Annotated in this window: 26 protein-coding genes; 15 read left to right on the top strand and 11 right to left on the bottom strand. The window is 68.1% G+C overall.

Annotated features, from left to right (window positions below; genetic code table 11):
- The first annotated feature begins 91 nt into the window (after positions 1-91).
- Positions 92-2758, top strand: a complete 2667-nt coding sequence (locus ACXJKQ_RS18570) for an MMPL family transporter (RefSeq protein WP_457107222.1) — start codon at positions 92-94, stop codon at positions 2756-2758.
- Between the two features lie 22 nt (positions 2759-2780).
- Here ACXJKQ_RS18570 and ACXJKQ_RS18565 read toward each other — a convergent pair whose 3' ends face one another.
- From ACXJKQ_RS18565 to ACXJKQ_RS18540, 6 genes are all read right to left on the bottom strand, one after another.
- Positions 2781-3656: a bifunctional helix-turn-helix transcriptional regulator/GNAT family N-acetyltransferase gene (locus ACXJKQ_RS18565; RefSeq protein ID WP_457107204.1), complete on the bottom strand. Its 876-nt coding sequence runs from the start codon at positions 3654-3656 to the stop codon at positions 2781-2783.
- 32 nt (positions 3657-3688) lie between these two features.
- Positions 3689-4531: a hopanoid biosynthesis-associated protein HpnK gene (gene hpnK / locus ACXJKQ_RS18560; RefSeq protein WP_457107203.1), complete on the bottom strand. Its 843-nt coding sequence runs from the start codon at positions 4529-4531 to the stop codon at positions 3689-3691.
- A gap of 119 nt (positions 4532-4650) precedes the next feature.
- On the bottom strand, positions 4651-6084 hold the full coding sequence (gene hpnJ, locus ACXJKQ_RS18555; RefSeq protein ID WP_149310638.1) for a hopanoid biosynthesis associated radical SAM protein HpnJ: 1434 nt from the start codon (positions 6082-6084) through the stop codon (positions 4651-4653).
- A 57-nt stretch (positions 6085-6141) separates the two neighbouring features.
- Positions 6142-7350 carry a bacteriohopanetetrol glucosamine biosynthesis glycosyltransferase HpnI gene (gene hpnI / locus ACXJKQ_RS18550; protein ID WP_457107202.1) on the bottom strand — a complete coding sequence of 403 codons (1209 nt, stop codon included), beginning with the start codon at positions 7348-7350 and terminating at the stop codon, positions 6142-6144.
- 78 nt (positions 7351-7428) lie between these two features.
- Positions 7429-8064 (bottom strand): MlaC/ttg2D family ABC transporter substrate-binding protein, encoded by a 636-nt coding sequence (locus ACXJKQ_RS18545; protein ID WP_457107201.1) that lies wholly within the window; start codon positions 8062-8064, stop codon positions 7429-7431.
- Positions 8055-9164, bottom strand: coding sequence for a flippase-like domain-containing protein (locus ACXJKQ_RS18540; protein WP_457107200.1), 1110 nt, complete (start codon positions 9162-9164; stop codon positions 8055-8057). The genes ACXJKQ_RS18545 and ACXJKQ_RS18540 overlap by 10 nt, the downstream gene beginning before the upstream one ends.
- Positions 9165-9373: 209 nt before the next feature.
- On the opposite strand from ACXJKQ_RS18540, the gene ACXJKQ_RS18535 reads away from it, so the two are divergent.
- Complete coding sequence (locus ACXJKQ_RS18535; RefSeq protein ID WP_457107199.1) at positions 9374-10549, top strand: amidinotransferase; 1176 nt, start codon at positions 9374-9376, stop codon at positions 10547-10549.
- A gap of 46 nt (positions 10550-10595) precedes the next feature.
- Here the strand turns inward: ACXJKQ_RS18535 and ACXJKQ_RS18530 are convergent, their stop codons facing one another.
- Positions 10596-11600, bottom strand: a complete 1005-nt coding sequence (locus ACXJKQ_RS18530; RefSeq protein ID WP_457107198.1) for an alpha/beta fold hydrolase — start codon at positions 11598-11600, stop codon at positions 10596-10598.
- A 103-nt stretch (positions 11601-11703) separates the two neighbouring features.
- Positions 11704-12501 (bottom strand): FkbM family methyltransferase, encoded by a 798-nt coding sequence (locus ACXJKQ_RS18525; RefSeq protein WP_457107197.1) that lies wholly within the window; start codon positions 12499-12501, stop codon positions 11704-11706.
- 689 nt (positions 12502-13190) lie between these two features.
- On the opposite strand from ACXJKQ_RS18525, the gene ACXJKQ_RS18520 reads away from it, so the two are divergent.
- Both ACXJKQ_RS18520 and kdsA read left to right on the top strand, forming a co-directional pair.
- Complete coding sequence (locus tag ACXJKQ_RS18520; RefSeq protein WP_457107196.1) at positions 13191-13682, top strand: hypothetical protein; 492 nt, start codon at positions 13191-13193, stop codon at positions 13680-13682.
- 10 nt (positions 13683-13692) lie between these two features.
- The gene (kdsA, locus tag ACXJKQ_RS18515) at positions 13693-14547 is read left to right on the top strand and encodes a 3-deoxy-8-phosphooctulonate synthase (protein WP_457107195.1); all 855 of its coding nucleotides are present in this window, start codon (positions 13693-13695) and stop codon (positions 14545-14547) included.
- 6 nt (positions 14548-14553) lie between these two features.
- Here kdsA and ACXJKQ_RS18510 read toward each other — a convergent pair whose 3' ends face one another.
- On the bottom strand, positions 14554-15228 hold the full coding sequence (locus ACXJKQ_RS18510; protein WP_457107194.1) for a class I SAM-dependent methyltransferase: 675 nt from the start codon (positions 15226-15228) through the stop codon (positions 14554-14556).
- A 324-nt stretch (positions 15229-15552) separates the two neighbouring features.
- On the opposite strand from ACXJKQ_RS18510, the gene ACXJKQ_RS18505 reads away from it, so the two are divergent.
- Positions 15553-15885: a hypothetical protein gene (locus tag ACXJKQ_RS18505; RefSeq protein WP_457107193.1), complete on the top strand. Its 333-nt coding sequence runs from the start codon at positions 15553-15555 to the stop codon at positions 15883-15885.
- 246 nt (positions 15886-16131) lie between these two features.
- The gene (locus ACXJKQ_RS18500) at positions 16132-16650 is read left to right on the top strand and encodes a hypothetical protein (protein ID WP_457107192.1); all 519 of its coding nucleotides are present in this window, start codon (positions 16132-16134) and stop codon (positions 16648-16650) included.
- A 274-nt stretch (positions 16651-16924) separates the two neighbouring features.
- Here the strand turns inward: ACXJKQ_RS18500 and queF are convergent, their stop codons facing one another.
- Complete coding sequence (queF, locus tag ACXJKQ_RS18495; RefSeq protein WP_457107221.1) at positions 16925-17377, bottom strand: preQ(1) synthase; 453 nt, start codon at positions 17375-17377, stop codon at positions 16925-16927.
- 193 nt (positions 17378-17570) lie between these two features.
- Here queF and eno point away from each other — a divergent pair, with 193 nt between their 5' ends.
- A complete protein-coding gene (gene eno, locus ACXJKQ_RS18490; RefSeq protein ID WP_457107191.1) occupies positions 17571-18860 on the top strand; it encodes a phosphopyruvate hydratase in 1290 nt (429 codons plus the stop codon).
- Positions 18857-19261: a DUF3574 domain-containing protein gene (locus ACXJKQ_RS18485; protein WP_457107220.1), complete on the top strand. Its 405-nt coding sequence runs from the start codon at positions 18857-18859 to the stop codon at positions 19259-19261. Before eno ends, ACXJKQ_RS18485 begins: the two co-directional genes overlap by 4 nt.
- Here the strand turns inward: ACXJKQ_RS18485 and ACXJKQ_RS18480 are convergent.
- On the bottom strand, positions 19237-20484 hold the full coding sequence (locus ACXJKQ_RS18480) for an adenylate/guanylate cyclase domain-containing protein (protein ID WP_457107190.1): 1248 nt from the start codon (positions 20482-20484) through the stop codon (positions 19237-19239). The two genes, ACXJKQ_RS18485 and ACXJKQ_RS18480, sit on opposite strands and share 25 nt — an antisense overlap.
- Before the next feature lie 95 nt (positions 20485-20579).
- On the opposite strand from ACXJKQ_RS18480, the gene ACXJKQ_RS18475 reads away from it, so the two are divergent.
- From ACXJKQ_RS18475 to ACXJKQ_RS18445, 7 genes are all read left to right on the top strand, one after another.
- Positions 20580-20891: an FtsB family cell division protein gene (locus ACXJKQ_RS18475; protein ID WP_457107189.1), complete on the top strand. Its 312-nt coding sequence runs from the start codon at positions 20580-20582 to the stop codon at positions 20889-20891.
- Between the two features lie 137 nt (positions 20892-21028).
- On the top strand, positions 21029-22102 hold the full coding sequence (gene pdhA / locus ACXJKQ_RS18470) for a pyruvate dehydrogenase (acetyl-transferring) E1 component subunit alpha (protein ID WP_457107188.1): 1074 nt from the start codon (positions 21029-21031) through the stop codon (positions 22100-22102).
- A 56-nt stretch (positions 22103-22158) separates the two neighbouring features.
- Entirely contained in the window at positions 22159-23601 is a 1443-nt protein-coding gene (locus ACXJKQ_RS18465) for a pyruvate dehydrogenase complex E1 component subunit beta (RefSeq protein WP_457107187.1), read from the top strand.
- 72 nt (positions 23602-23673) lie between these two features.
- A complete protein-coding gene (locus ACXJKQ_RS18460) occupies positions 23674-23961 on the top strand; it encodes a DUF5076 domain-containing protein (RefSeq protein ID WP_457107186.1) in 288 nt (95 codons plus the stop codon).
- Positions 23962-23976: 15 nt separating this feature from the next.
- On the top strand, positions 23977-24570 hold the full coding sequence (locus tag ACXJKQ_RS18455) for a Uma2 family endonuclease (RefSeq protein WP_457107185.1): 594 nt from the start codon (positions 23977-23979) through the stop codon (positions 24568-24570).
- A 4-nt stretch (positions 24571-24574) separates the two neighbouring features.
- Entirely contained in the window at positions 24575-25978 is a 1404-nt protein-coding gene (locus tag ACXJKQ_RS18450) for a pyruvate dehydrogenase complex dihydrolipoamide acetyltransferase (RefSeq protein WP_457107184.1), read from the top strand.
- Positions 25979-26019: 41 nt separating this feature from the next.
- Positions 26020-26639: DUF5343 domain-containing protein (locus ACXJKQ_RS18445; protein WP_457107183.1), on the top strand; the 620-nt coding region annotated here is incomplete at its 3' end.

Below are 26639 nucleotides of genomic sequence, written 5' to 3'. Positions count from 1 at the left end.
CCCTCGGTCGCCGATGGCCCTGGCCTGGGCCGGACAGATAGCAGGAGCCGGTCGCGCACGGGGCGCGTCCGATGCGAACAGGCAGGTGCTCGTGATCGAAAGTCTCGTCGGGTTATCGGTGCGGTATCGGTGGATCGTGATCGCCCTCACGGCGCTTCTCACGGTCGCGAGCCTCGGGGTCGCGGCGCACCTGTTCCGAATCAATACCGACGTCGAGCGGCTGATCGACCCGAAGGAGCCGTGGCGTCAGGACGAGATCAACTTCGAGAAGGCGTTCCCCCAGCGCAGCAACACGATCGTTGCGGTGATCAACGGCGAGACGCCCGAAGAGACCGAAGAGGCGGCCGCCAGCCTCGCCAAAGCGCTCACCGCGCACAAGAATCTGATCGAGACGGTCTACCGGCCCGACGGCGGCCCGTTCTTCGACAAGAACGGCCTGCTGCTGATGTCGCAGGCAGACCTCGACAAGACCCTGGAATCGCTGACCCAGCAGCAGGGTCTGCTCGGGCCGCTCGCCGCCGATCCGTCGCTGCGCGGGGTGATGCGGGTGATGACGCTGGGCGCCCGCGGGGTGAAGACCGGCGATGCCAAGCTCGAAGATCTCGAGAAGCCCATGGGGCAGATCGACGCCACCCTCCAGAAGGTGCTGGCGGGCAAGCCGGCGCGGATGTCCTGGCAGGAACTCCTGTCGGGGGGCGAGACCAGCGTCACCGACAAGATGAAGTTCGTGGTGATCCAGCCTGTCCTGGACTTCAACGCGCTTGAGCCCGGCTACCAGGCGACCAAGCTGATCCGCAACGTCGCCCAGGATCTCAAGATCGACGGCGAGCACGGCTTGCGCATGCGCCTGACCGGAACGGTGGCGGTGGCCGACGAGGAGTTCGCGACCCTGTCGGAGGATGCGGGCGTCAACAACAGCATCATCGTGGGCGCGATCGTGCTGTTCCTGTGGCTCGCCCTGCGCTCGGGCAAGCTCGTCGGCGCTGTGATCATCACCACCTTCGCGGGCCTCGTGGTGACGGCAGCCCTGGGCCTCGTCATGGTCAAGGAGCTGAATCCCATCTCGGTGGCCTTCGCCGCCCTGTTCGTCGGACTCGGCATCGATTTCGGCATCCAGTTCTCGGTGCGCTACCGAGCGGACCGCTACGAGCAGCCGAGCCTGGAGAGTGCGATCCGCGCTGCCGCCCGCGGCGTCGGCTGGTCGCTGACGCTCGCCGCGGTCTCGCTCGTCGCCGGCTTCTTCGCCTTCCTGCCCACCGCGTTCCGCGGCGTGTCCGAACTCGGCCTGATCGCCGGTGTCGGCATGGTCGTGGCCTTCCTGTTCTCCCTGACCCTGCTCCCGGCGCTGATCGCCGTGTTCAAGCCGGAGGGCGAGAAGGCGGCAGTGCAGACCGACTGGCTCGTGGGCGTCGACCCCTGGATCATCCGCCACCGCAAGCCGATCCTGATCGGCGTCGGCCTCGTGACCCTGGCCGGGGCGCCCCTGCTCTGGCACCTGCCGTTCGACTCGAACCCGATGCACCTGCGCAGCCCGAAAACGCAGTCCATCGCGACCTACCTGGACCTGATCAAGAATCCCGAGACCAGCCCCAACTTCATCGACGTGCTGGCGCCGAGCGTCGAAGCGGTTCCGGCCCTGTCCAAGCAGCTGATGGCACTGCCGGTCACGGCCTCGGTCAACAGCATCGACACCTTCGTGCCGCGGGACCAGGACAAGAAGCTCACCCAGATCGCCGACACGGCCCAGCTCCTCGACCCGGTGCTTAATCCCGGCCGCAAGCCGCCGCCGCCCACCGATGCCGAGAACGTCAAGGCGCTCAAGGACGCCGCCACGGCCCTGAACGGCGTGGCCGGCGACGCCAAGGGGGACGCGAAGGGCGCCCAGGAGGCCAAGCAGCTCGCCGGCACCCTCGACAAGCTCGCGGCCGGCCCGGTGACGCTGCGGGAGGCGGCCTCGGTGGCCCTGACCAAGGATCTGGTTCCGCTGCTCGCCCGCCTGCGCGACCTGCTGCATCCCGAGAAGATCACGCTGGACAACCTTCCGCCGCAGCTCAAGGCCGATTGGGTGGCGGCCGACGGGCGCACCCGGATCGAGGTCCACCCGAAGGGTGATTCGAACGACGATACGGTGCTGCGCAACTTCTCGGACGAGGTGCTGAAGGTCGCCCCGCACGCCACCGGCGCGCCCGTGGCAACCACGCAGTCGAGCTACACGATCCTGGGCGCCTTTGTGCAGGCGGCGGTGACGGCCTTCGTGCTGATCTTCGTCATCCTGTCGGTCGCCCTGCGCAAGCCCTGGGACGTTGCGATGACCCTCGGCCCGCTGGTGATCGCGACCCTCTGGACGCTGATGGCGCTGCGCATCGTCGGCATGCCGCTCAACTTCGCCAACATCATCGCCCTGCCGCTGATGCTTGCCGTCGGTGTGGCGTTCCACATCTACTACGTGATCGCCTGGCGGGCCGGCGTGAACGACATGCTCGCTTCCAGCCTGACCCGGGCAATCTTCTTCTCGGCGCTCACCACGGGCAGCGCCTTCGGATCGCTCGTCCTGTCGAGCCATCCGGGCACTGCGAGCATGGGAAAGCTGCTCGCGCTCTCGCTGTTCTTCACCCTGATGGCGGCCTTCTTCGTGGTGCCGGCGACCCTCGGCGAGCCGCCGGCCCAGCCCGACGAGGACCGTCCGGAGGCCGAGAAAGCCGCCGGCGCCGCCATGCGGAAGAGCGTCGCGCAGAAGGATCCCGTGCCGGCCAAGTAGCGGCTGGCGCCTCGGCCAGATTTCAGAGGGCCTTCTCGAAGAAATGGTCCGGGTAGGGATCATCGTTGAAGCGATCGATCTCCACCCAGCCCAACCTCCGATAGAGTGCCAAGGCCTCGGGGAGGGCGCTGTGGGTGTCGAGCCGCAGCGTCCGGATCCCGAGATCGCGGGCGACATCCTCGGCCTCCCGCATCAGGCGCTTGGCGAGACCCAGGCCGCGGGACGCCGGATCGATCCAGAGTCGCTTGATCTCCGCCTCCGGGCCGCCGTTTCCCTTGAGGCCGACACACCCGACCGGCAGGCCGTCCGAGACCGCGAGCAGGAAGACGCCCCGGGGACGCACCATGGCGCTTGCCTCGGGGTCGCAGGACCGGGCGACATCGAACCCTCCGGCGAAGCGCGCGGCCAACTCCGCGTAGTAGGTGGCGAGGCAGGCGCGGGCCGCCTCGCCGGTCGGTTCGGCCTCCGTGATGGCGATGGCGTCGCGGCCCAGGACGAGGGCAACGTGGTCCATCGCGCGCAGAAGGTCGTCCGCGCACGGCGCCCGTTGCAGCAGCGCGACGGCGCGAGCATTCGACAGCGCCTCGTAGGCGTCGAATTCGCGCCGGCCGGCTTCGGTCAGGGACGCGACCCGGCGTCGGGCATCCGCGGGATGGGGCACCGTGGCGACCAGTCCCTCCTCCTCCAGGCTCCGCAGGAGGCGGCTCATCAGGCCGGAATCGAGGCCGAGATAGCTGCGGATCTCGCCGATCTCGGCGCGCCCCGCGCCGATGGCGTTGAGGACGCGTGCGGCGCCCAGGGGACGGCCCCGGCCGAGGAACGAGCTGTCGAGCGCCCCGACCTCGGCCGTGACGGCGCGGGCGAAGCGGCGGACGCGGGCGATCTCGGTAGGCGACATTTTATCTGACTAAAGTCAGATATCAGCCCTGGTCAACCGAGGAAGTCAGAGAACCCGCCGCGGATCGCGCCCGACGCGTCGGCGGCCGAGCGGGCTGCGGGGGCGATCAGCGCGTCCCGCTCGTCGGCGTAGCGGTAGCCCGGTGCCTCGCCGGGGAAGCCGCCCGCGGTGGCCGGATGGGTGTAGAGTTCGGTCAGGCCGTCCGGGAGTTCTGCCAGCAAAGCCGCGACGCGGGCCGGCGTCATCGCCCCGGACCAAGCCAGGCCGAGGGTGCGGTCCGGGATCAGCAAGCCGGCCTGCCGGGCGCGGACGGCGAGCAGGGCTGCCCAGGGTGCGATGTCGAGGGCCAGCCGCGGGCGGGCGCCAGGCTCGGCGCGGCGCAGGATCTCCCGCGGCTCCCGGGGCACCCGCAGGGCGCGCATCCCGAAGTCTTGGCCGATGCGCAGCACCGCGCCCGCGATCAGCGGATGGACGTGGAAATGCTTGTGGGCATTGACGTGGTCGAGCGGCAGGCCGGTGGCCCGGTAGGCCTCGAACTGCGCGCGGATCTCGGCGGCGAGCTGGCGCCGGGCCGCTGGCCTGCGGGCGAAGTCGAGGCCGAGGCGGGCCATGTCGGCGCGCATCAGGCCGGCCGGGTCGGTCAGGTCGGGCAGATCCGCCGCGGGGAGGGTGGGCCACGCCTCCACGAGGACGAGGTGCAGCCCAACCCGCAGGGACGGCATCCGCTTCGCCCGCGCCACGGCGTCGGCGGCGGCCGGCGCCGAGACCATCAGGCTCGCCGCCGTGAGGATCCCGTCGCGATGGGCCTGCTCGACGGCCTCGTTGACCTCGGGGCTAAGCCCGAAATCGTCCGCGGTGACGACCAGACGCTTCACGCAAACCTCGTCACGGGTGTCGAGAGGACGTGCCCTCTCGCGGGTCCAGGGCGGAGCCCTGGGTAGGGGCGGGGCTCCGCCCCGCTCCCCGCCGGGTCCTTGGCCCCGGACCCCTTTCCTTACGCCGCCTTGGCGGTGCCCTGACGCTCCTTGAGGAAGCGGTAGAATTCCACGCCCTCGCGCAGGCGGCGCTTCATCATGTCGGGCGAGCGCACCATCTCGCTGACGATCGAGGCGATCTTCGGCGCCCGGAAGTAGAACTTCTTGTAGAACTCCTCGACCGAGGTGAAGATCTCGGTGTGCGAGAGGTGCGGGTAGTGCAGCGGCGCGACCTGCACGCCGTTCTCGTCGACGAGCTCGGCGTTCTCGATGTCGAGCCAGCCGTTCTCCACCGCCTGCTTGTACAGGAAGGTGCCCGGGTAGGGCGCCGCCAGCGAGACCTGGATCGTGTGCGGGTTGATCCGCTTGGCGAAGGCGATCGTCTCCTGGATCGTCTCCTTGGTCTCACCCGGCAGGCCGAGGATGAAGGTGCCGTGGATGGCGATGCCCAGCTCGTGGCAATCCTTGGTGAACTTCTCGGCGACCTCGACCCGCATGCCCTTCTTGATGTTGTGCAGGATGGTCTGGTTGCCGGACTCGTAGCCGACCAGCAGCAGGCGCAGGCCGTTCTCCTTGAGGACCTTCAGGGTCTCGCGCGGCACGTTCGCCTTGGCGTTGCACGACCACGTGACGCCGAGCTTGCCGAGCTCGCGGGCGATCTCCTCGGCGCGCGGCAGGTTATCGGTGAAGGTGTCGTCGTCGAAGAAGAACTCCTTGGTCTGCGGGAACTCCTTCAGGCAGTACTTGATCTCCTCGATCACGTGGGCGACCGAGCGGGTGCGGTAGGTGTGGCCGCCGACCGTCTGCGGCCAGAGGCAGAAGGTGCAGCGGCTCTTGCAGCCCCGGCCCGAGTAGAACGAGATGTAGGGGTGCTTCAGGTACCCGATGAAGTACTTCTCCATCTCGAGGTCGCGCTTGTAGACGCTGGTGACGAAGGGCAGCTGATCCATGTCGGTCATGATCTCGCGGTCCTCGTTGTGGACCACGACACCGTTGGCATCGCGATAGGACAGACCCTTGATCTGCGCCATCGGCACGCCGTCGGCGACTTCCTTCACGGTGAAGTCGAACTCGTTGCGGGCGCAGAAATCGACCACCGGGGCCTGGGCCATCGCGCCGGCGGCATCGACCGCGACCTTGGCGCCGATCAGGCCGGCGATCAGCTTCGGGTTGGCGGCCTTGAGCGCCTCGATCGTCTTCACGTCGGACTTGAACGACGGCACCGAGGTGTGGAGCACGACGAGGTCGAAGTCGTTGGCCTGCGCCACGATCTCGGGGAGCTTGATGTTGTGCGGCGGCGCGTCGATCAGCTTCGAGTTCGGCACCAGGGCGGCCGGCTGGGCCAGCCAGGTCGGGTACCAGAACGACTTGATCTCGCGCTTGGCCTGGTAGCGGGAGCCGGCACCGCCGTCGAAACCGTCGAAGGTGGGGGCCTGGAGGAAGAGCGTGCGCATGGGGTTCAAGGCCTCAGGGCAATGCCGGGGGGAGGGCGGTTGAAGAGAAAGCCGGGTTCAGCGGAGCGGCGCGCCGGCATCGCGGCCGAGTTCGGCGTCCGGGATCAGGGTGCCATCCGCAACCACGTGATAATCGTGACCTTTCCATGTCACCGCCCCCGACACGAAGGCCCAGGAGAAGTTCAGGAAGGAGAGGATGTCGCGGATCGGCAACAGTCCGTAGGGGTGCGGGGCGAGGCCGAAGGCCCGCTCGAGGTGCCGGCACAGCAGGATCCGGCTCGCCAGCGCAGCGGCGGCGACCCAGAGCGCGCCCGTGCCGGCGCCCGGCAACAGGGCACCGAGCAGGGCGAGGGGGAAGGCATGCGTGACGATCGAGCCGGCATAGCCTGCCGGATCGACGGTGCGGATCGTGCGGTTCCAGCGCAGCTCGTGCCGCCACAGGCCGGACAATTCGGTGTCTACGCTGGTATGGCCGATGGTGAAGCTCGGGATCGCCACGCGGCCGCCGAGGCCGCGCAGGGCGGCACCGATGGCGTAATCGTCCGCCAGATCGTTGCGGAAGGCGCGGAAGCCCCCCACCGCCTCCAGGTTTGCCCGGGTGAAGGCGACGGTGGAGCCGAAACAGGGCTTCGCCAGACCGAGGCTCAGACCCATCACGACGTTGGGCAGGAAATGGGTGTCGATCGCCAGCGTCGAGAGTTGGTCGTAGAGGCCGTGGTAGGCCGGGACGCCGTGGTACAGGCAGGTGACGCCCGTGACACCCTCCGGTGAAAGCTCGGCGACCAGGCGCTCGAGATAGTCGGGGCCGACCACCATGTCGCTATCGGCGAGCACCACCACGTCGTGGGCGATCGATTCGGCCATGTTGATCAGGTTCGAGACCTTGCGGTTCGAGCCGTGCTGGCGGCCGTCGATCACGAGGTCGATGCGGGCCTCGGGATAGGCCTGCTGCAGCCGCTCGACCACGTCGATCGCCGGATCGGTCGCCCTCTGAACACCGAACACCACCTGGACCGGGCCGGCGTAATCCTGGCGCAGCACGGTCTCGAGATTCGCGTAGAGATTCGGCTCGAGGCCGCAGAGGGGCTTCAGCACGGTCACGGAGGGCCGCGGTGCGTCCGCGTCCAGGACCGGGGCGATGCGGGCTGCGTACCGGCCGGCGCAATAGGCCGCGGCCAGCCCGTAGAGGCCACCCGCCGCCGCCAGGATCAGACAGAGCAGAGACAGCCAAGAGAGGCCGTGCAACGCCAGCGAGGAGACATCCATCCGGTCGGATCCGTGCGGTCGTCCGGCCGCGTCAGGCGGCGATGGCCGCGAACGGCCGGTTCAGGTCGGCGTCGGCGTTCACGGTGTCGGCTTGGCGGCGAGCATGCCGTCGGCCCGCGCACGGAGGAACTTCACGACGCCGTCGGCGCCGCCGGATTTCAGCGGCGCAGACAGGGCGTTGCGCTGGGCGGCGATCTCGCTGACATCGCCGTTGAGCAACACGTCCTGGATGCGGTTCTCGGCGTTGACCACGAAGTCCACGGCGGAGTCGTCGCCGTCCGCCGCGGTGACGCGGGTCGGCACCACGCGCTGGGCACCGCGCTCCTCGACCTTGGGGGTCACGTCGAACTTGCCGCCGGCGGCGCGGGCCAGACGATTGGCGTAGGTGATGGTCAGGCTGCGCTTGAACGCGTCGATGACCGCCGCCTGCTGCTCCGGCGTGAAGCTCGACCATTTCGCGCCCACCGCGAGGCGGGTCATGACGGGAAAGTCGAAGGCCTTCTCGATCGCCGGCCCGACGGCCTCGACCCGCGCCGGCAGGGGGCCGGGCCCGTCCTTCACCGCGGCCGAGAAGGCCGCGTAGAGGTCGCGCACGGTCTGAACGGCGGGATCGTCCGCGGCCCAGGCCGGGACCGGGACGAGCAGGGGCAGCGCCGACGGCGCGGTGACGAGGGCGGCGATCAGGGCGGCCGCGAGCCGGCGGGTCAGGCGCACTTCTTCAACTCCTCGCCGTCGCCGAGCCGCGTCCCCATGCGTGGCGGCGCGTAGCTGTAGAACGGGCCGAGGGTCGCGGGCTGCGCGATCCTCTTGGCTCTGCGTCCGGCCTCCAGCTCCGCCTCGCGCTCCTCCTCCGGCGCATCGGCCCGGAGCCGGGCCTCGATCCGGTGCCAGAGCAGGAGGCTCGGAAGGCCGACGCCGAGATCGGCGAAGCGCTTGACCAGGGACAGGGCGAGCGCCGCCTCGACCGGGATGTTGAACAGGCCGCACAGGGCGATCAGGCCGCCCTCCTGCGCGCCGAGGGCGCCCGGCACCGCGAAGGCCGCACCGCGCACGGCCTGGGCGAGACTCTCGATCATCAGAGCCTGGGCGAAGTCGATGGGATAGCCCATGAACCGCAGGCAGACGTAGACTTCGAGCGTGCCGATCACCCAGCCGGCGAGGTGGACCACCAGCGCCAGCACGAAGCGGCCATGGTTGCCGTAGAGCCGGCGCAGGCTGTCGTAGAGCTGGTCGATGGCGCCGAACGCCCGCCATTCGCGACCGGAGGCGAAGCGGCTGAGCAGTCCCTGGATGAGGCGGTGTCCGGCCCGCCGCTGGATCAGGTAGAATGCGCCCAGCGCCGGCACGGCGATGGCGAGCCCGCCCGCGACGGTGCGGGCGATCGGCCCGTCGCCGGCGATCACGACCAGCAGGGCGAGGCCGATCACCGTGAACAGGAGCTGCGTCAGCGCCTGGGTCATCAGGTCGACGAACATGCTGGCGCCCGCGAGCGCCCCCGGAACGTTGCGCTTCGACAGGAGGCGCGCACCGACGAAGTCACCGCCGACGGTGGCCACGGGCAGCAGCGTGTTGATACCCTCACGAACGAACCGGAGGGACACGCAGTCGGCGAGCTTGGCCGTGGCCCGCGGGAACACGACATACCAGCCGAGCCCCGCCCAGGCGACGGCCGCGATGCGGGCCAGCACCACGAGGGCGGCGCCCCAGCCGGCACTCACGACGGCGGCCGACACATCCTCCAGGCCGGAGGACATGAACAGGCCGACGACCGTGCACAGACCGGCGATCGAGGCCAGGGTCGTCAGGCGCTTCATTGTCGTCTTTCAAGCTCGCAACAGGCTTGATGCGGGAAATCGGTCACGGTCGCGGCAGAAATAGGTCCGCCGAGCCGGGAACGTTTCTGTCACGTTGCAGCACGGATTAGCGGTGTCTATCACCCGTTTGACACACCGGGAGCCAAAGCGGCGCGGGGCCTGAGGGCCTACGCAGAAGGCCGCGGCACGTCGCAGAAGGGGCACACGTCATGGAGCGCGAATCACCGATCACGGCCCTCGAGGCCGTGACCGACGAAACGCATGCCGGCGGCCTTCCGGGCGGACTGGAACCGGGCGTCCCGGCCCCCCAATCCCCGGTCATGGCCTGGAACGAGTGGGATCCGCTGGAGGAGGTCATCGTCGGCTCTCTCGACGGCGCCACGATCCCGACCCATCACCTCACGGTGATCTTCAACCTGCCGCGCGCGGCGCAGCCGTTCTACCGGCTGGCGAGCGGCTGGAAATATCCGAAGTTCATGAAGAAGCTCGCCCAGGCCGAGCTCGACAACTTCATCACTATCCTGGCCGGCGAGGGCGTGAAGGTCCGCCGCCCCGACACGGTGGACTTCTCCAAGAAGTTCAAGGCGCCGCGCTGGTCGTCCCGCGGCTTCTGCGTGGCCTGCCCGCGCGACCCGTACCTCGTCATCGGCGACGAGATCATCGAGAGCCCGATGTGCTGGCGCTCGCGCTACTTCGAGGGCGACGCCTACCGGTCGCTGTTCAAGGAATACTTCCGCGCCGGCGCCCGCTGGACGTCGGCGCCGCGGCCGCAGCTGACCGACGACCTCTACAACTACGATTACCGGGTGCCGAACCTGAAGGCCGGCGAGCCCATGCAGTTCACCGTCAACGAGTTCGAGCCGGTCTTCGACGCCGCCGACTTCGTCCGCTGCGGCCGCGACCTGTTCGTCACGCGCTCCAACGTGACGAACCTGATGGGCATCGAGTGGCTGCGCCGCCACCTCGGCCCGGGCTTCCGCATCCACGAGATCGAGAGCCGCTGCCCGCAGCCGATGCACATCGATTCGTCGTTCATGCCGCTGGCCCCCGGCAAGGTGCTGGTGAACCCGGATTACGTCGACGTCGAGAAGCTGCCGGCCGTGCTCAAGAAGTGGGACGTGCTGATCGCGCCGCGCCCCGACCCGGTCGAAGGCTTCATGAGCAAGATCTCGATGTGCTCGCCCTGGACTTCGATCAACGTCCTGGCGATCACCGAGAAGAAGATCGTCGTCGATCAGAGCCAGCCGACGCTGATCAAGGCGCTCAAGGATTGGGGTTTCGATCCGATCCCGGCACCGTTCCTCAGCTACGGCCCGTTCGGCGGCTCCTTCCACTGCGCGACCCTGGACGTCCGCCGCCGCGGCGTGCTGAAGTCGTACTTCTAAGGCCTGTCCGGTCCCTTCCCCTCTGCGCGGGAGGGACCGGCCCCGTTCACCGGCCCGCGATCCCCGCGAGCAGCGCCCGGTTGAACCCCTCGGGATCCGCTATCTGCGGCGCATGACCGAGGTCGGGAAACTCCACGAGCTGCGCCCCCGGGATCGCCTGCGCGGCCGCCTTTCCGAGTTCGGGATAGTTGCCGAGCTTCGGCCGCAGCTCCGGCGGGGCGAGGTCCTTGCCGATCGCCGTGTTGTCCTTCTGGCCGATCAGCAGCAGGGTCGGCACCGCGATCTGCGGCAACCGGTAGACCACCGGCTCGGTGACGATCATGTCGTAGACGAGCGCCGAATCCCAGGCCACCGCCTCCTTGCCGGACCCGCTGTTGAGGCCGGCGAGCATCGTCACCCACGGTTCGTAGCGAGGCTCCCATCGGCCCGCGTAGTAGGTCGCGGTTTCGTAGGCGCGGATCGACTCCGCCGAGGTCTTCAGCTCGCGCTGGTACCATTGCGCCAGCGAGATCGGCGGCAGGCCCTTGGCGCTCCAGTCCTCCAGACCAACCGGATTGACCAAGACGAGCTGCTCGATCGCCTTCGGGTAGAGCAGGGCGTAGTGCGCGGCGAGCATGCCGCCAGTGGAATGGCCGACCAGGATTGGGCGCTCGACCGCGAGCTTGTCCAGGAGCGCGTGGGTGTTCTCGGCGAGCTGCCGGAAGCTGAACTGATAGGCGGCCGGCTTGCTCGACTTGCAGAAGCCGATCTGGTCCGGCGCGATCACCCGGTACCCAGCTGCGCTGAGCGCGCGGATCTGGCTCTCCCAGGTGGCGGCGCAGAAATTCTTGCCGTGGAGCAGCACCGCGGTGCGGCCGTTGGGGGTTTCGGGGCGGACGTCGAGATAGGCCATCTGCAGCGGCTGGCGCTGCGACGTGAAGGTGAAGCGCTCCACCGGAAACGGGTAGGCGAAGCCTTCAAGTTCCGGCCCGTAGGCCGGAAGCGGCTCCGCGCGGACGGTTCCCGACAGCGCCAGGGCCAGCAGGACGGAGGTGAGGACGGTTCGAAGCATGGCCGCGTCGGAGCCTGATCTGCGAGCGGCGTGCGGCGCCGCGCCGCCCGCCCAGATCGGTCATCCGAGGCCGCCTGTCTACGCATCGCGGCCTCGACCGGCCTTAAGCCCCGTTCGGCGGTGATGCCCCGTCGGTGTCGATCTTGATGTACCAGTCATCAAACATCGACAGGTTCTCGAATTTTCGGCGGTATCCGTTCCGCGACAGGAGATCGTAGATCTCGCCGCGCTGAGACGTATAATTATGGTCGACGCTCAGCAATTTCACGTCGTATTCGCTGAAGTCGAAATTCCGAAGAATCTCGATTTCACTGCCTTCCGTGTCGAGACTGATATAATCGATGACCCTCGGTGCGCCCGCCTCGCGCAGCACGTCGCGAAGGGACACGGTCTCGACCTCGTAACGCGTTCCGTCCCGCCGAAGATGCCCCTGCGTGTCGGCTTCCGAAAGGGCATCGATGGTCGAGTATTCAGCTGCGCGCGTTTCATTGAAGGTCAATGCCTGGCCGCCCTGACCGTAGACGCACTGGTCGGTGATGTAGCAGTGCCGCTTGGCGCGGAGCCGCTCCTGCCAGCATCGTGCCGGTTCCGCGAGCACGCCCCGCCAGCCGAAGATTTCCTCCAACAACAGCGTATTGCTGAGGGTCGAACCGTCGCAGGCACCCAGCTCGACAAAATACCCGTCGCGCTTCTGCCCGAGTTCATACAGGACCCACAGGTCCTGCATGAGCTGCGCGTTCGACAGAGGTGCCCGCCGGGCCGCGTAGATCAAGAAGTCGACTTGGTCGCCGTGAAGCTCTTGCCCTGGACCCAACACGCCCTTGAGGTCCCGAATGGAACCCTCGAGCGATTCCCTCACGTCGAGGATCGATTTGAACACGGTCAAAAATTGGCTTTCCACAACGAGCCTCCCCCGCAAACCGTGATTCCAGCAATCGGTGCCGCCATTTCAAATCTGACGGCCGCCGCGGCTACGGCCGGCCGACCCGCCATCCCGCGCGCAGACCGGACAACCCCGCTCCCACAGTCCTCCGGCAACGGCTCGATGTCGCGACGTCCGTCGACTCGACAGCCCCACAGCGAGACAGCCGATCCGTCGTCCAATCCAAACCGGCTGGTGGCGGCCTGGAGGGTTGCACCGCCCTGTGCTCGCGGCCGACGACAACCCTTCGATCCTGTAGGAGGAACCTTTCGCGTCGGCGATCATAGATCGGCCGGTGCATTGGCTGGAGGGAGCATCTCGGTCTTGGGCCATGACATTCAGCAATCCGCCAGCAAGACGCCCCACTTCAAGGGAAGAGTACTTCCATGGATCACTGATGGTTCAAGACATCATCATCGCAGCCGCGGGCATTCGTCAGTTCGACGAGCCTTACAAGAAAGATCGAACCACCGCCAGATCAAAAAAATCGTGCGCCTTCGTCACGATTAGATCACTTTCAATGATTTATATCCGTGTATTTTTATAATACATCTCCTATTATTGACATAAAAGCGAAATTTTACTAATATTTGTGCCCTAGAAATTAGAAATCTTAGATAATCTTACTCGGAACGCCGGCGCCCCTGCACAGGACTCGATGAACGACGATGGATCGATCTTCACAAACAGCCCTAATTTTTGCTTTCCTGGCCTCCCTCTCGGCCGGCTCGGCCCGGGCCGCGGATCCCTGCGACGTCCTCGCCGCCCGGGTCATCCGCACCACCGGCGCCTCCCTGGCCGGTCGGGCCGGCCCGGTCGCGGTGTTCCGGGCGCAGGATGCCGAACGGATGAGCCTCGATTGCCGTGTCCCCGCGCGGATCACGGTGGCCTCCCTCGATCGTGAGCCGCGGCCGGCGTATTTCACCCTGATCGGCCGGGCGGCGCAGGCGCTCGCCGGCACGGATGTTTCCGCGGCCGAGGGGCTGGCGCTCAACCTTCACCAAGCCAGCCTCCTGGCGCAGGCGCCGCGCCGGGGTGCGACCGGCCGGATCCTGATGCTGTGCGAGACCGGTCCGCGCAGCGACGGATTCCGGGACGACCTCACGGTCTGCCGGATTGCGAACCGGGCCGCCCTTTCGCGGATCCGCCGCAAGGGCTAGACCGGCCCGCATGTCGAAGATCGAGACACACGGCCCCGTCGTCCAAGTCGGCGGCGCGCGCTTCGCCAACCACCTGCCGCTCACGCTGATCGCCGGCCCCTGCCAGCTCGAAGGGCGCGGCCACGCCCTCGAGATCGCCGCCGCCCTGAAGGAGATGGCGGCGGGCCTCGGCCTCGGCCTCGTGTTCAAGACCTCCTTCGACAAGGCCAACCGCACCTCCGGGACTGCCGCCCGGGGCATCGGCCTCGACGGGGCGCTCCCGGTCTTCGCCGAGATCCGCGAGACGCTCGGCCTACCGGTCCTGACCGACGTGCACGCCGCCGAGCATTGCGCCCGCGCGGCCGAGGCGGTGGACGTGCTCCAGATCCCCGCCTTCCTGTGCCGCCAGACCGACCTGCTCCTGGCCGCCGCCGCCACCGGCCGGGCGGTCAACATCAAGAAGGGCCAGTTCCTGGCGCCCTGGGACATGAAGCACGTGGCCGCCAAGGTCACGGAGGCTGGCAACCCCAACGTCATCGTCACCGAGCGCGGCGCCTCCTTCGGCTACAACACCCTGGTCTCGGACATGCGCAGCCTGCCGATCATGGCGCAGGTCACCCAGGGCGCGCCGGTGGTGTTCGACGCCACCCATTCGGTCCAGCAGCCGGGCGGCCAGGGCGCGAGTTCCGGCGGGCAGCGGGAATTCGTCGCCGTCCTGGCCCGCGCCGCCGTGGCGGTTGGCGTGGCCGGCGTGTTCATCGAGACCCATCCCGATCCGGACCGGGCGCCCTCCGACGGCCCCAATATGGTGGCGCTGAAGGACATGCCGGCGCTGCTCGAAGACCTCATCGCCTTCGACCGGCTCGCCAAGCGCCGGACCGCCTGAACSGGTTCAGGCGGCGGCAGCCTCCAGCACGTGGATGCGCAGGGGCTGGACGAGGCCGTAGCGTCCGTCGGCCCCGCGCACGGCCGCCCTGAGGAAGGCCGCTTCCGCGACGGGCCGTCGGTCCCGGATGATCGCCACCCGGGCCGGGTCCACGGTGCTGACCCGATCGAAGAAGGCTTCGAGGGAGCCGAACTGCTCCCGCCGCTCGATGGTCACGTCGCGGCAGCACGCCAGGGCGCCCCCGGAGAGGACTGCCGCGATGGCGTCCTGGGCCGCGGCCCGGATCGCGGTCTCGTCCTCGATCGGCCGCAGGGCATCGAAGAAGGTCCCGGCAGCGAGGGGTTCGACGACGACGAGTCGTCCGCCCGGGACAAGCACCCGCGCCGCCTCGACGAGGGCGGCCGCGGGGTCCGGCACGTGGTGGAGGGCGTTCAGCAGCACAGCCCCGTCGAAGCTGGCATCGGGGAAGGGCAGGGCCTCGCCGCCCGCCACCTCGAAGCGGGCTTCCGGCACCGCGGCCCGGGCCTTGGCGAGCGCCGCCGTGCCGGGATCGATTCCGGTGACCACCGCCCCCTCGTCGACCAGCCGCCGCGCGAGGGTTCCGGGACCGCAGCCGATGTCGAGGATCCTCTTGCCGGGGAGCGGCGCGAAGCTCTCGCGGATGAGGGTCAGGGCGTCCATCGTCGGTCCTCCGGAAATCCCCGTAGCACGACCGATCGCGGAGAGGCGATTTTTGCCGCCGGAACGGCCGACCGGCCGGACGCGGGACCGAGTTCTGCCCGTCGCGAGCGCCGCGGACGCGTAGACGATCCGCAAGAGTTCAGCCGCGATCCGCACGCAGACACTCGAGCTTGACGGCGATCGGCGGTGCGTCGGCGATGATGAACGCTGGTTCAGGATTCTGTCGGTGTGCGGACCCGCACTCGAAGTCGGGACGAAGTCTGGAACTGAGCACGAGCGGCCACGTTAATGGGCATGTTCGATCGAGGATCGAGAAGGAACACTATGCGCAAGATCGGGATCATCGCCACCGCTGCTGCCCTCGCGATCGGCAGCGTCGCTGCTACCACGGGCGCCGAGGCGCGTCCGTACGGGTACCATGGCGGCTACGGCGGCTATGGCCACGGCTACTACCGCGGCCGTCGCGGTATCGGCACCGGCGCCGCCATCGGCCTGGGCATCGCCGGTCTCGCCGCTGGCGCTATCGCCGCCGGCGCGGCCCGCGACAGCTACTACGGTGGTGGCTACGGCTACGCTCCGGCCTACGGCTACGCCCCGGCCTACGGCGGCTACGGCTACGCCGCTCCGGGCTACGGCTACTACGGCTACGGCTACTGAGAATAGCGATCCGTGAGGATCAGGGGGCGACCGGCGCAAGCCGGTCGCCCCATTTTTATGGGTTCTCGAAGCGCTGCGAGGATTTCGGCCGACCCGGCCCCGTAGGACAGCAAGGGCGCTCCCGGTTGCGTCACCGCGGGGTCCGACGGTCGGGCTGGCCGCCGCCTGCATTCCTAAACAGGGATTGCCTTCCGGATTCTGCTGCGACATCCTGTTCAAGGATAGTTATCTGTCGGAGGGCGGACGGTGCCGATCATCGCGGCCGTCATCGGAGCGATCATGACCGCGCTGGTCTACTGGTTCATGTACGGCGGCGGCATGGCCCAGATCGACCGCCATCTGAACGATCGGCGCAACGCCAGGCTTCGCGCCAAGAGCGAGGCGGCCTATCGCGCTGCACCGGTGCGCACGATTCGGGACCCAATCGATGCCGCCGGTGTCCTGATGTATCTGGTCGCCCTTGCGCGCGGGACGCCGACTCCGGAGCAGGAATCGGCGATCGAAGCCGAGTTGCGCGCGATCGCGCCGCCGGCTGACGATCTTGCGATCCGGATCGCCTATATCCGCCACGCCGCCCATCAGGTCGCCGATGCCGAAACGGCCCTCGGCCATCTGGCGCCCCTGCTGCGGGAGAAGCTGACGCCTTCGGAACACGCCGATCTCGAACGCATGCTCGGTGCCGTCGCGGCCATCCATCAAGGGCCGATCCCGGCACAGGAAGGCCTGATGGCCCGGACGGCACGCAGCCTGGCGCCGATCGACTGACATGAACGCGAGCCGAATCAGCCCTGGCGCGATGGACCCTCGGACAACCGGCAACACAGTCGGATGGGACATTGCACCCACCGGTGTGCGCTCGTGATCCACGATGGGCAGACGCATTGCCTGGCGGCTCTGGAGGAAACGGTGCGCGCCCGGATTACCGGCCAAGCGCATTCGTTCGCGGCGGCCTGTCGCGATCGGGGGATCCAGATCTTCGCCGGCCAAGCCCGGCACACGCCGCGCGAAGTCGAGCGCGGACCGCTGGCGGCCGTGACGGTCACCGCCCGCGATAGGGCGGCACCCCGGGATCGGGCAGCCAGACGGTCTTGGGCGGCTCGCCCGTCTGCCAGAACACGTCGATCGGGATGCCGCCGCGGGGATACCAGAACCCGCCGATGCGCAGGTAGCGCGGCTCCAGCAGGTCGCGGAGCCGTTTACCGATCGCCACCGTGCAATCCTCGTGGAATGCGCCGTGGTTGCGGAACGACCCGAGGTAGAGCTTCAGCGACTTGGACTCTACCAGCCAGTCGCCGGGGACATAGTCGATCACCAGGATCGCGAAATCCGGCTGCCCGGTGACCGGGCAGATCGAGGTAAATTCGGGCGCGGTGAACCGGGCGACGTAGTCGGTATCCGCGTGCGGGTTCGGGACCCGGTCGAGGCGCGCCTCTTCGGGGGAGGTGGGAACGGGCGTCGGCTGGCCGAGCTGGAGGTCGTTGGCGGTCGTCATGGCGCGCATATAAAGCGTGCCACCGCCGCGCGCATCCATCGAATCCGCGGCGATTTCCCCCGCGTATGCGCCAGGAGACCTGTCGCTCCGGTGCTTGCCGCCGGCCGCGGCTTGACGGATAAGCCGCCGCGATGTGCCGCACCCGGAATCGGGACGCGGTCGCCGACCCGCGGCCCCCGCAAGAGGACCTTCCATGACCGCGATCACCAATATCAGCGCCCGCGAGATCCTCGACAGCCGCGGCAACCCCACGGTCGAGGTCGACGTCATCCTTGAGGACGGCTCCTTCGGCCGCGCCGCGGTCCCCTCGGGCGCGTCCACGGGCGCCCACGAGGCGGTGGAGCTGCGCGACGGCGACAAGAACCGCTTCCTCGGCAAGGGCGTGCTGAAGGCGGTCGAGGCGGCACAGACCGAGATCCTGGATGCGATCGGCGGCATGGAGGCCGAGGATCAGGTCGCGGTCGACGAGGCGATGATCGAACTCGACGGCACCCCCAACAAGGCCCGCCTCGGCGCGAACGCCATCCTGGGCGTCTCGCTGGCGGTGGCCAAGGCCGCGGCCGAGGCCTCGGGGCTGCCGCTCTACCGCTATGTCGGCGGCGTGCAGGGCCGGGTCCTGCCGGTTCCGATGATGAACATCATCAACGGCGGGGCGCATGCCGACAACCCGATCGACTTCCAGGAATTCATGATCATGCCGGTGGGCGCCGATTCGCTCGCCGAGGCCGTGCGCATGGGCTCCGAGGTGTTCCACACCCTCAAGGGCAAGCTGAAGAAGGCCGGCCACAACACCAATGTCGGCGACGAGGGCGGTTTCGCCCCGAACCTGCCGTCCGCCGAGGCCGCCCTCGACTTCGTGATGGACGCGATCAGCGCCGCCGGCTTCAAGCCCGGCCAGGACATGGCGCTCGCCCTCGACTGCGCCGCCACCGAGTTCTTCAAGGACGGCGCCTACGCGTACGAGGGCGAGGGCAAGACCCGCACCATCGAGGCGCAGGTCGACTACCTCGCCCAGCTCGTGGCCACCTACCCGATCGTCTCGATCGAGGACGGCATGTCGGAGGACGACTGGGCCGGCTGGAAGATGCTGACCGACAAGATCGGCGAACGCTGCCAGCTCGTGGGCGACGACCTGTTCGTCACCAACGTCGAGCGCCTGTCCCGCGGCATCGCGGAGGGCACGGCCAACTCGATCCTGATCAAGGTCAACCAGATCGGCTCGCTCACCGAGACCCTGGCGGCCGTCGATATGGCCCAGCGCGCCGGCTACACCGCGGTGATGTCGCACCGCTCGGGCGAGACCGAGGATTCGACCATCGCGGACCTCGCGGTCGCCACCAATTGCGGGCAGATCAAGACCGGCTCGCTCGCCCGCTCGGATAGACTGGCCAAGTACAACCAGCTGATCCGGATCGAGGAGGGCCTGGGCTCGCAGGCGCGCTATGCCGGCGCGGCGGCGCTCAAGCAGCTCGCCCGCCGCTGATCCGGCGGCTCCTGCTGGCCGTCCTGCTCGTCCTCGGAGCGGCCGGTTCGACACGGGCGGATCCGCTTTGCGCGGGCGCCCGCCCGGCGCTCTCCGCGCAGCTGCTGTTCGGCCTGTCGCGGCCGGATGGCGGCCGCGTCCCGCAGGCGGCCTTCGACCGCTTCCTGGCCGAGCGGGTCACCCCGCGCTTCCCGGACGGGCTGACGGTCTTCTCCGGGCAGGGCCAATGGCGGGGGCCAGACGGGCGGCGCGTTCACGAGCCGGCCCGCATCGTCCTGATCGTCACGGATGCGACGCCCGAGGCGGTGGCGGCGCTGCGCACCATCCAGGAGGCGTATCGGAGCCGGTTCGCGCAGAGCGCGGTCGGGCTGGTGCTTCAGCGGAGCTGCGCGCTGTTCTGAGCGTGCCGGTCCGCGCCTCCTCCGGTGGACGTGGCGTCCGACAGGTCCGTCGGCAGGGTCCAGACCCGCATCGGCCGCGACAGGCCCCGCAACTCGATCGTCCCGACGGGTTCGAGCCGCCGCGCACAGCGTTCGGCGAAGGCATCCGAGACCAGGAGCGCATGGCCGAGGGCCGCACACTGGGACTCGATCCGGCTCGCCTCGTTGACCGCCCGCCCGATGATGGTGAAGTCGAGGCGCCGCTCGGTCCCGACATTGCCGTAGATCACCGTCCCGAAATGCACGACGCATTCGGCCGCGAGTTCGGGCAATCCCGCGTCGCGGCGGCGGGCATTGAGCGCCCCGTTGGCGGCGAGCGCGTCGGTGGCGGCAGCCAAGGCGCTGCCGCAGACCGGACAGGGCAGGGTGTCGGCATCCGGGACCGGAAAGATCGCCAGGAACCCGTCTCCGAGGAATTTCAGGATCTCGCCGCCGTGCCGTGCCACCGGGTCGCCGAGAGCGTCGAAATGCTCGTTGAGCCACGTGACCATGTCGGCCGGGTCCGTCCGGTCGGCGAGGGCCGTGAAGCCGCGCAGATCCGTCAGCAGGATGGCCGCTGGCACGGCGCGGCCCTCGCCCCGCCGGATCTGACCGTCGAGGACGCGCTCGGCGGTGGAACGGCCGAGATAGGTGGCCGACACCTCACGCAGGGTGTGGGCGAAGCTGATCTTGGCCAATGCCAGCGTCAGGTACGGCAGGACGCCGGCGATGGCGGACAGATCGGCGTCCGTGAAGCCGGCGGCGACGCGGGTGCAGAACGAGACCGCGATACCGCGCAACGCGGTGCCAGGGGCGAACTCGACGATATGGAGCGCGTAGTCGACGCCGCCCTGCGCCCCGAGGGCCTGCAGCACCGGAAAATCCGCTTGCCGCTCGGGCACGTCGAGACGCCACCGGCCGAAGGTCTCGCCCTTCTCCACCAGCGCGTAGACCGGGCTCAGGAGCCAGTCGCTCTCCTCGACGGCGCCGTGGGGACTGAGCACGAACGAGATCCCCTCGCCCGCATGCCAGTTCAGGCTGACGCCTCGCAGCGTCGGGTCGAGGGCCGGAGCCATGACGCTGACACGCCAGAGGGGGATGCCGGCGTCGGCGAGCGCCTCGCAAAATCGGGCCAGCAGGGTGTCGTGGTCGTCGGTCGCCGTGGCGTGCTCGGCGATCCAGCGGCTCAGATCCGTCATGTCCATGTGTCAAGCTGGCCCTTCGCTCGCTCCGGACGCGCGACCCGGTCATGCCGCGCGATCGAGAGGATCCATTAACCTTTCCGCGCGAGGGTCGCGCCATGGTTGTGCGCCGCCGAGTCAGAATGGTCGTGTTGCCGCTGGGTCTCTGGACCCTGTCGGCGCTCGTGGTCGGCTATTTCGTGTGGCAGGCCGAGAGCGGCAACCGCGGCCTCGAAGCCAAGAAAGCGCTGAAGATCCGCGCCTACGGACTCAGCCAGGAACTCGCCGCCGTGCGGGCCGAGCGCACCACCTGGGAGCACCGCGTGACGCTCCTCAAGAGCGATCAGATCGACCGCGACCTGCTGGAGGAACGGGCGCGGATCGTTCTGGGCCGCGTCCACGCCAACGACGTGGTCATCATCACGCCGTGAAGGTTCCGGCGGCGTATTCCCCAGTCCCGAAAGCCTTCTGACAAGACCGGCTTCCTGTCAGAGCGGCAGCCCTCGCTTTCCAACCGTCGCTGTCCTACACCCCCACCACGTCGCGTGGAATCACGGGGAGAGCGCCGATGGACGCCGCCAAGGAGCCTGCCAAGGACGCTTCGTCCACGGAACCGCAGGCCGCGAGCCCTCAGGCCGCCGAGGCGCACAAGCCGGCGCCGAACATGCCGCAATTCACCCGGGACGAGGATCTCCACGCCTATCACGAGATGCTGCTGATCCGGCGCTTCGAGGAGAAGGCCGGCCAGCTCTACGGCATGGGCCTGATCGGCGGGTTCTGCCACCTCTATATCGGCCAGGAAGCCGTGGTGATCGGCATGCAGATGGCCTCGGTCGAGGGCGACCAGGTCATCACCGGCTACCGCGACCACGGCCACATGCTGGCCTGCGGCATGGATCCGAAGGGCGTGATGGCCGAGCTGACCGGCCGCCGCGGCGGCTACAGCCGCGGCAAGGGCGGCTCGATGCACATGTTCAGCCGCGAGAAGCAGTTCTTCGGCGGCCACGGCATCGTCGGCGCGCAGGTCTCGCTGGGCACCGGCCTCGCCTTCGCGGACCATTACCGGGAGAACGGCAAGGTCAGCCTGACCTACATGGGCGACGGCGCCGCCAACCAGGGCCAAGTCTACGAGAGCTTCAACATGGCGGCGCTGTGGAAGCTGCCGGTGGTCTACGTCATCGAGAACAACCGCTACGCCATGGGCACCTCGGTGGCCCGTGCCTCGGCGCAGACCGACTTCTCGAAGCGCGGCCTCTCGTTCGGCATCCCGGGCGAGCAGGTCGACGGCATGGACGTGCGCACGGTGCGCGAGGCCGCCACGCGGGCGATCGAGCACGCCCGCACGGGCCAGGGTCCCTACATCCTGGAGATGCAGACCTATCGCTACCGCGGCCACTCGATGTCCGACCCGGCCAAGTACCGGACCAAGGACGAAGTCTCGAAGATGCGCGACGAGCACGACCCGATCGAGATGGTCCGGAAGCGTCTGCTCGAGCTGCACGGAGTGCCGGAGGCGGATCTGAAGGCCACCGACGCGAAGGTCCGCGAGACCGTGAACGCCTCGGCCGAGTTCGCCACCAACGATCCCGAGCCGGATCCGTCCGAGCTGTGGACCGACATCCTTCTGGACGCGCACGCCTGAGCGCGGACGAGACCGCTGGCCGCCCCCCTACCGAATAAACGACCGCAGAGCTGAGCATGGCGACCGACATCCTGATGCCCGCCCTCTCGCCCACCATGGAGGAGGGCAAGCTCGCCAAGTGGCTGAAGAAGGAGGGCGATCCGATCAAGTCCGGCGACGTGTTGGCCGAGATCGAGACCGACAAGGCCACCATGGAGGTAGAGGCCATCGACGAGGGCATCCTTGCCAAGATCTTGATCGCCGAGGGCACCGAGGGCGTCGCGGTCAACACGCCGATCGCCGTGATCGCGGGCGAGGGCGAGGATCCGGCGAGCGTCCAGTCCGGCGGCGGCGCGAAGCCGAACGGCGCGGGCGGTCATCCGGCGCCGACCCCCGACATGCAGGCCGAGGGCATGGCCGACAAGGCCGCGCCCGCAGCCAAGACCGGCGACGACGCCCCGAAGGCGCCGGCGGCCCCGGCCGTCGTCACCAACAAGGCCGACGAGCCGGTGATGGAGGAGTTCCCGGCAGGCACGCCGATGGTCACCACCACCGTGCGCGAGGCCCTGCGCGACGCCATGGCGGAGGAGATGCGGCGCGACTGCGACGTGTTCGTGATGGGTGAAGAGGTCGCCGAATATCAGGGCGCCTACAAGATCACCCAGAACCTCCTCCAGGAGTTCGGCGCCAAGCGCGTGGTCGACACGCCCATCACCGAGCACGGCTTCGCGGGAATCGGCGTCGGCGCGGCGCTCGCAGGCCTGAAGCCGATCATCGAGTTCATGACCTTCAACTTCGCCATGCAGGCGATCGATCACATCATCAATTCGGCGGCCAAGACCCTGTACATGTCCGGCGGCCAGCTCGGCTGCCCGATCGTGTTCCGCGGACCCAACGGCGCGGCCGCCCGGGTCGGCGCGCAGCACAGCCACGACTACGCCGCGTGGTACTCCAACGTCCCGGGCCTGAAGGTGATCGCGCCCTACACGGCCTCGGACGCCAAGGGCCTGCTCAAGGCCGCGATCCGCGACCCGAACCCGGTGATCTTCCTCGAGAACGAGATCCTGTACGGGCAGTCCTTCCCGGTGCCGCAGCTCGACGATTTCGTGCTGCCGATCGGCAAGGCGCGGATCCACCGGCCCGGCACGGACGTGACCATCGTGTCGTTCTCGATCGGCATGACCTACGCGCTCAAGGCCGCGCAGGTGCTCGCCGAGCAAGGCATCGAGGCCGAGGTCATCGACCTGCGCACGATCCGCCCGATGGATTCCGAGACGGTGGTCAAGTCGGTGAAGAAGACCGGCCGCTGCATCACCGTGGAGGAGGGCTTCCCGCAATCCGGCATCGGCGCCGAGATCGTGGCCCGCCTGATGGTCGACGCGTTCGACTACCTCGACGCGCCGGTCCTGCGCATCACCGGCAAGGACGTGCCGATGCCCTACGCGGCGAACCTCGAGAAGCTGGCGCTGCCGAACGTGGCGGAGGTCGTCGAGGCGGCCAAGAGCGTCTGCTACAAGTGACCGGCGCGTGGCCGGGATCCGTGATCCCGGCTTCGTCCCGGCAAGGGGGGTCCAAGGAACAGCCGGCGCGCCATGAGCCAAGATTCCAGCAGCGACTTCGCCGAACTCGCTATCCCGCCCGACGCCCTGGAACAGGGCGGCGTCGAGGTGCTGCGCGCAGCCGTGGTCGATGGCGCGGTCAGCATCGCGCTCCGCCGCTCCTTCGACGACCCGGCGACGTGGGGCCGGCTCCTGGCCGACCTCGCCCGGCAGGCCGCCCGCGCCTACGCGCTGGAGACCGACATGTCGGAGGAAGACGCGGTCGAACGCATCCGTGCCGGGTGGGAAGCCGAGGGGCTCGACCCCGGCGGCCTCAACTAGCGATGGTGTTTGACCATGGCTGAGGCGGCCGTCCGGCAGGCGACCTACGCGGATCTGGAGACGGTCCCCGAGTATCTCGTCGCCGAGATCATCGACGGGGTGCTCGAGACGCATCCGCGGCCACGGCCCCGACACGCGATGGCGGCATCCGATCTATCAACCTTGCTGGGCACCCCGTTCCGCTATGGGCGCGGCGGACCCGGCGGCTGGATCTTCATGGTCGAGCCGGAACTTCACCTCGGCGCTCACGTCGTCGTACCCGATCTGGCCGCTTGGCGCCGCGAGCGGGTGCCGACCGATTTCGAAGCCGCCTTCATCGAGATCGCCCCGGACTGGGCCTGCGAGATCCTCTCGCCGGCGACGATCCGCCTCGACCGCGGTCGCAAGCGCCGCATCTACGGGGAGGCCGGGATCAGTCACCTCTGGCTGCTCGATCCGAGTGCCGGTGTGCTGGAAGGTTTCGCCCTCGCGGACGGGCGCTGGGTGCTCCTCGCCACGATCCAGCGCGGCGAGACCGTAGAGCTGCCGCCCTTCGACGCCGTTCCATTCCCCCTCGACGACCTCTTCCCCTTCGACGATCCGGCCGCCCCGGCCTTGCCCGAGACCTGATGCCATGCCGATCAACGTGCTGATGCCCGCGCTCTCCCCGACCATGGAGAAGGGCAACCTCGCCAAGTGGCTCAAGAAGGAAGGCGACCCGATCAAGTCCGGCGACGTGCTGGCCGAGATCGAGACCGACAAGGCCACCATGGAGGTGGAGGCCATCGACGAGGGCGTGCTGGCCAAGATCCTCGTGCCGGAGGGCACCGCGGACGTGCCGGTCAACGACCTGATCGCCATCATCGCCGCCGAGGGCGAGGACGTGGCGGCGGCCGCCGCAGGCGGAGCGCCGAAGGCGGCCTCCAACGGTGCGGCCAACCCGGAGCCGAAGGCCGAGCCGTCAGCCGCCGCGCAGAACACCACGCCCGGCGGCGGGCACATGGCGTACGAGCGGGTAAACGCCGCGCCGGAGGGCGCGCAGCCGGGCGGCACATCACAGGCCGCATCCGGCAGCCGGGTCTTCGCCTCCCCGCTCGCCCGGCGGATCGCCAAGCAGGAGGGCGTGGAACTCGGCGCCGTCCAGGGCAGCGGCCCGCATGGCCGCATCATCGCCCGCGACGTCCAGGCCGCGAAGGCCTCAGGAGCCACCAAGGCGCCCGCGCCCCAGGCCGCAGCCGAGGCACCCAAGGCCGCGCCCGCCCCAAAGGTCGCCCCCGCGGGCGGCGCGCCGGCCGGGCTCACGACCGATCAGGTCAAGGGCTTCTTCGCCAAGGATGCTTACGAGGAAGTGCCGCTCGACGGCATGCGCAAGACCATCGCCAAGCGCCTCACCGAGGCGATGCAGGTCGCCCCGCACTTCTACCTGACGGTGGATTGCGAACTCGACGCGCTGATGAAGCTGCGCGAGACGCTGAACGGCTCGGCCGGCAAGGACAAGGACGGCAAGCCCGCCTTCAAGCTCTCGGTCAACGACTTCGTCATCAAGGCGATGGGCCTCGCGCTGACCCGGGTGCCGGCCGCCAACGCGGTCTGGGCCGAGGACCGGATCCTGCGCTTCAAGAACGCCGAGGTCGGCGTCGCGGTGGCGATCGACGGCGGGCTGTTCACCCCGGTGATCCGCCGGGCGAACGAGAAGACGCTCTCGACCATCTCCAACGAGATGAAGGACTTCGCCGCCCGCGCCCGCGCCAAGAAGCTGAAGCCCGAGGAGTATCAGGGCGGCGTCACCTCGGTGTCGAACCTCGGCATGTTCGGGATCAAGCACTTCACCGCGGTGATCAACCCGCCGCAATCGAGCATCCTGGCGGTGGGCGCGGGCGAGAAGCGCGTCGTCGTGAAGGACGGGGCACCGGCGGTGGTCCAGGTGATGACCGCCACCCTGTCGTGCGACCACCGCGTCCTCGACGGGGCGCTCGGCGCAGAGCTGGTCTCGGCCTTCAAGGGGCTGATCGAGAACCCGATGGGCATGCTGGTGTAATATGCAAAGCGGCAAACAACTCTGATCGAGGGGAACCTCTTTTGTCGAACGACCTGCCTTATGTCCTGGGAAATGCGAGGCTGCCCCTTTTATTCGATAAGATTACTGGGGCGGCCAAACCCGAGAAGTTTTCCCAGGATTTTCTAGAAAAATTGGGTTTTTCGAGCTCAAACGATAGATCATTCCCGCGCCTCTTGCGCTTCTTAGGATTTTTAGACGAGAATTTTCGGCCTAACACGAAGTACGATTTACTCAAGGACGGCAGCCGCTCTAAGCAAGTTCTGGCAGAGCAAATCCGCGAGTCTTACAATGAACTCTTTTCCATCAACACCGAAATAAACAAGGCGCCAGACCAAGAGATTAGGGGCGCCATAGCACGAATTACGGGCAAAGATGAGACAAACGTCAATCGTACTGCGTCAACGTTCAAAACACTTTGCGGTATAGCAGATTTCCAGCACAATTTGGCTCCTGCACGTCCAGCCAGCAATTCCGCAGACGAAATTTCCTCGAAGGATGATTCATTCAAAAGCACTAACGCATCAACTCCATTCCATGTCGGACATCGGAGATCTGAGTTTCACTATAATATTCAAATACACCTTCCGGCAACAACAGAGATCGGGGTCTATCAAGCCATATTCAAGAGCCTCAAAGAGAC

Source organism: Methylobacterium sp. P5_C11 (genome assembly GCF_054049775.1).
The sequence above is the reverse complement of the archived record's forward strand: the minus strand, read 5'-3'. Positions and strand labels throughout refer to the sequence as shown.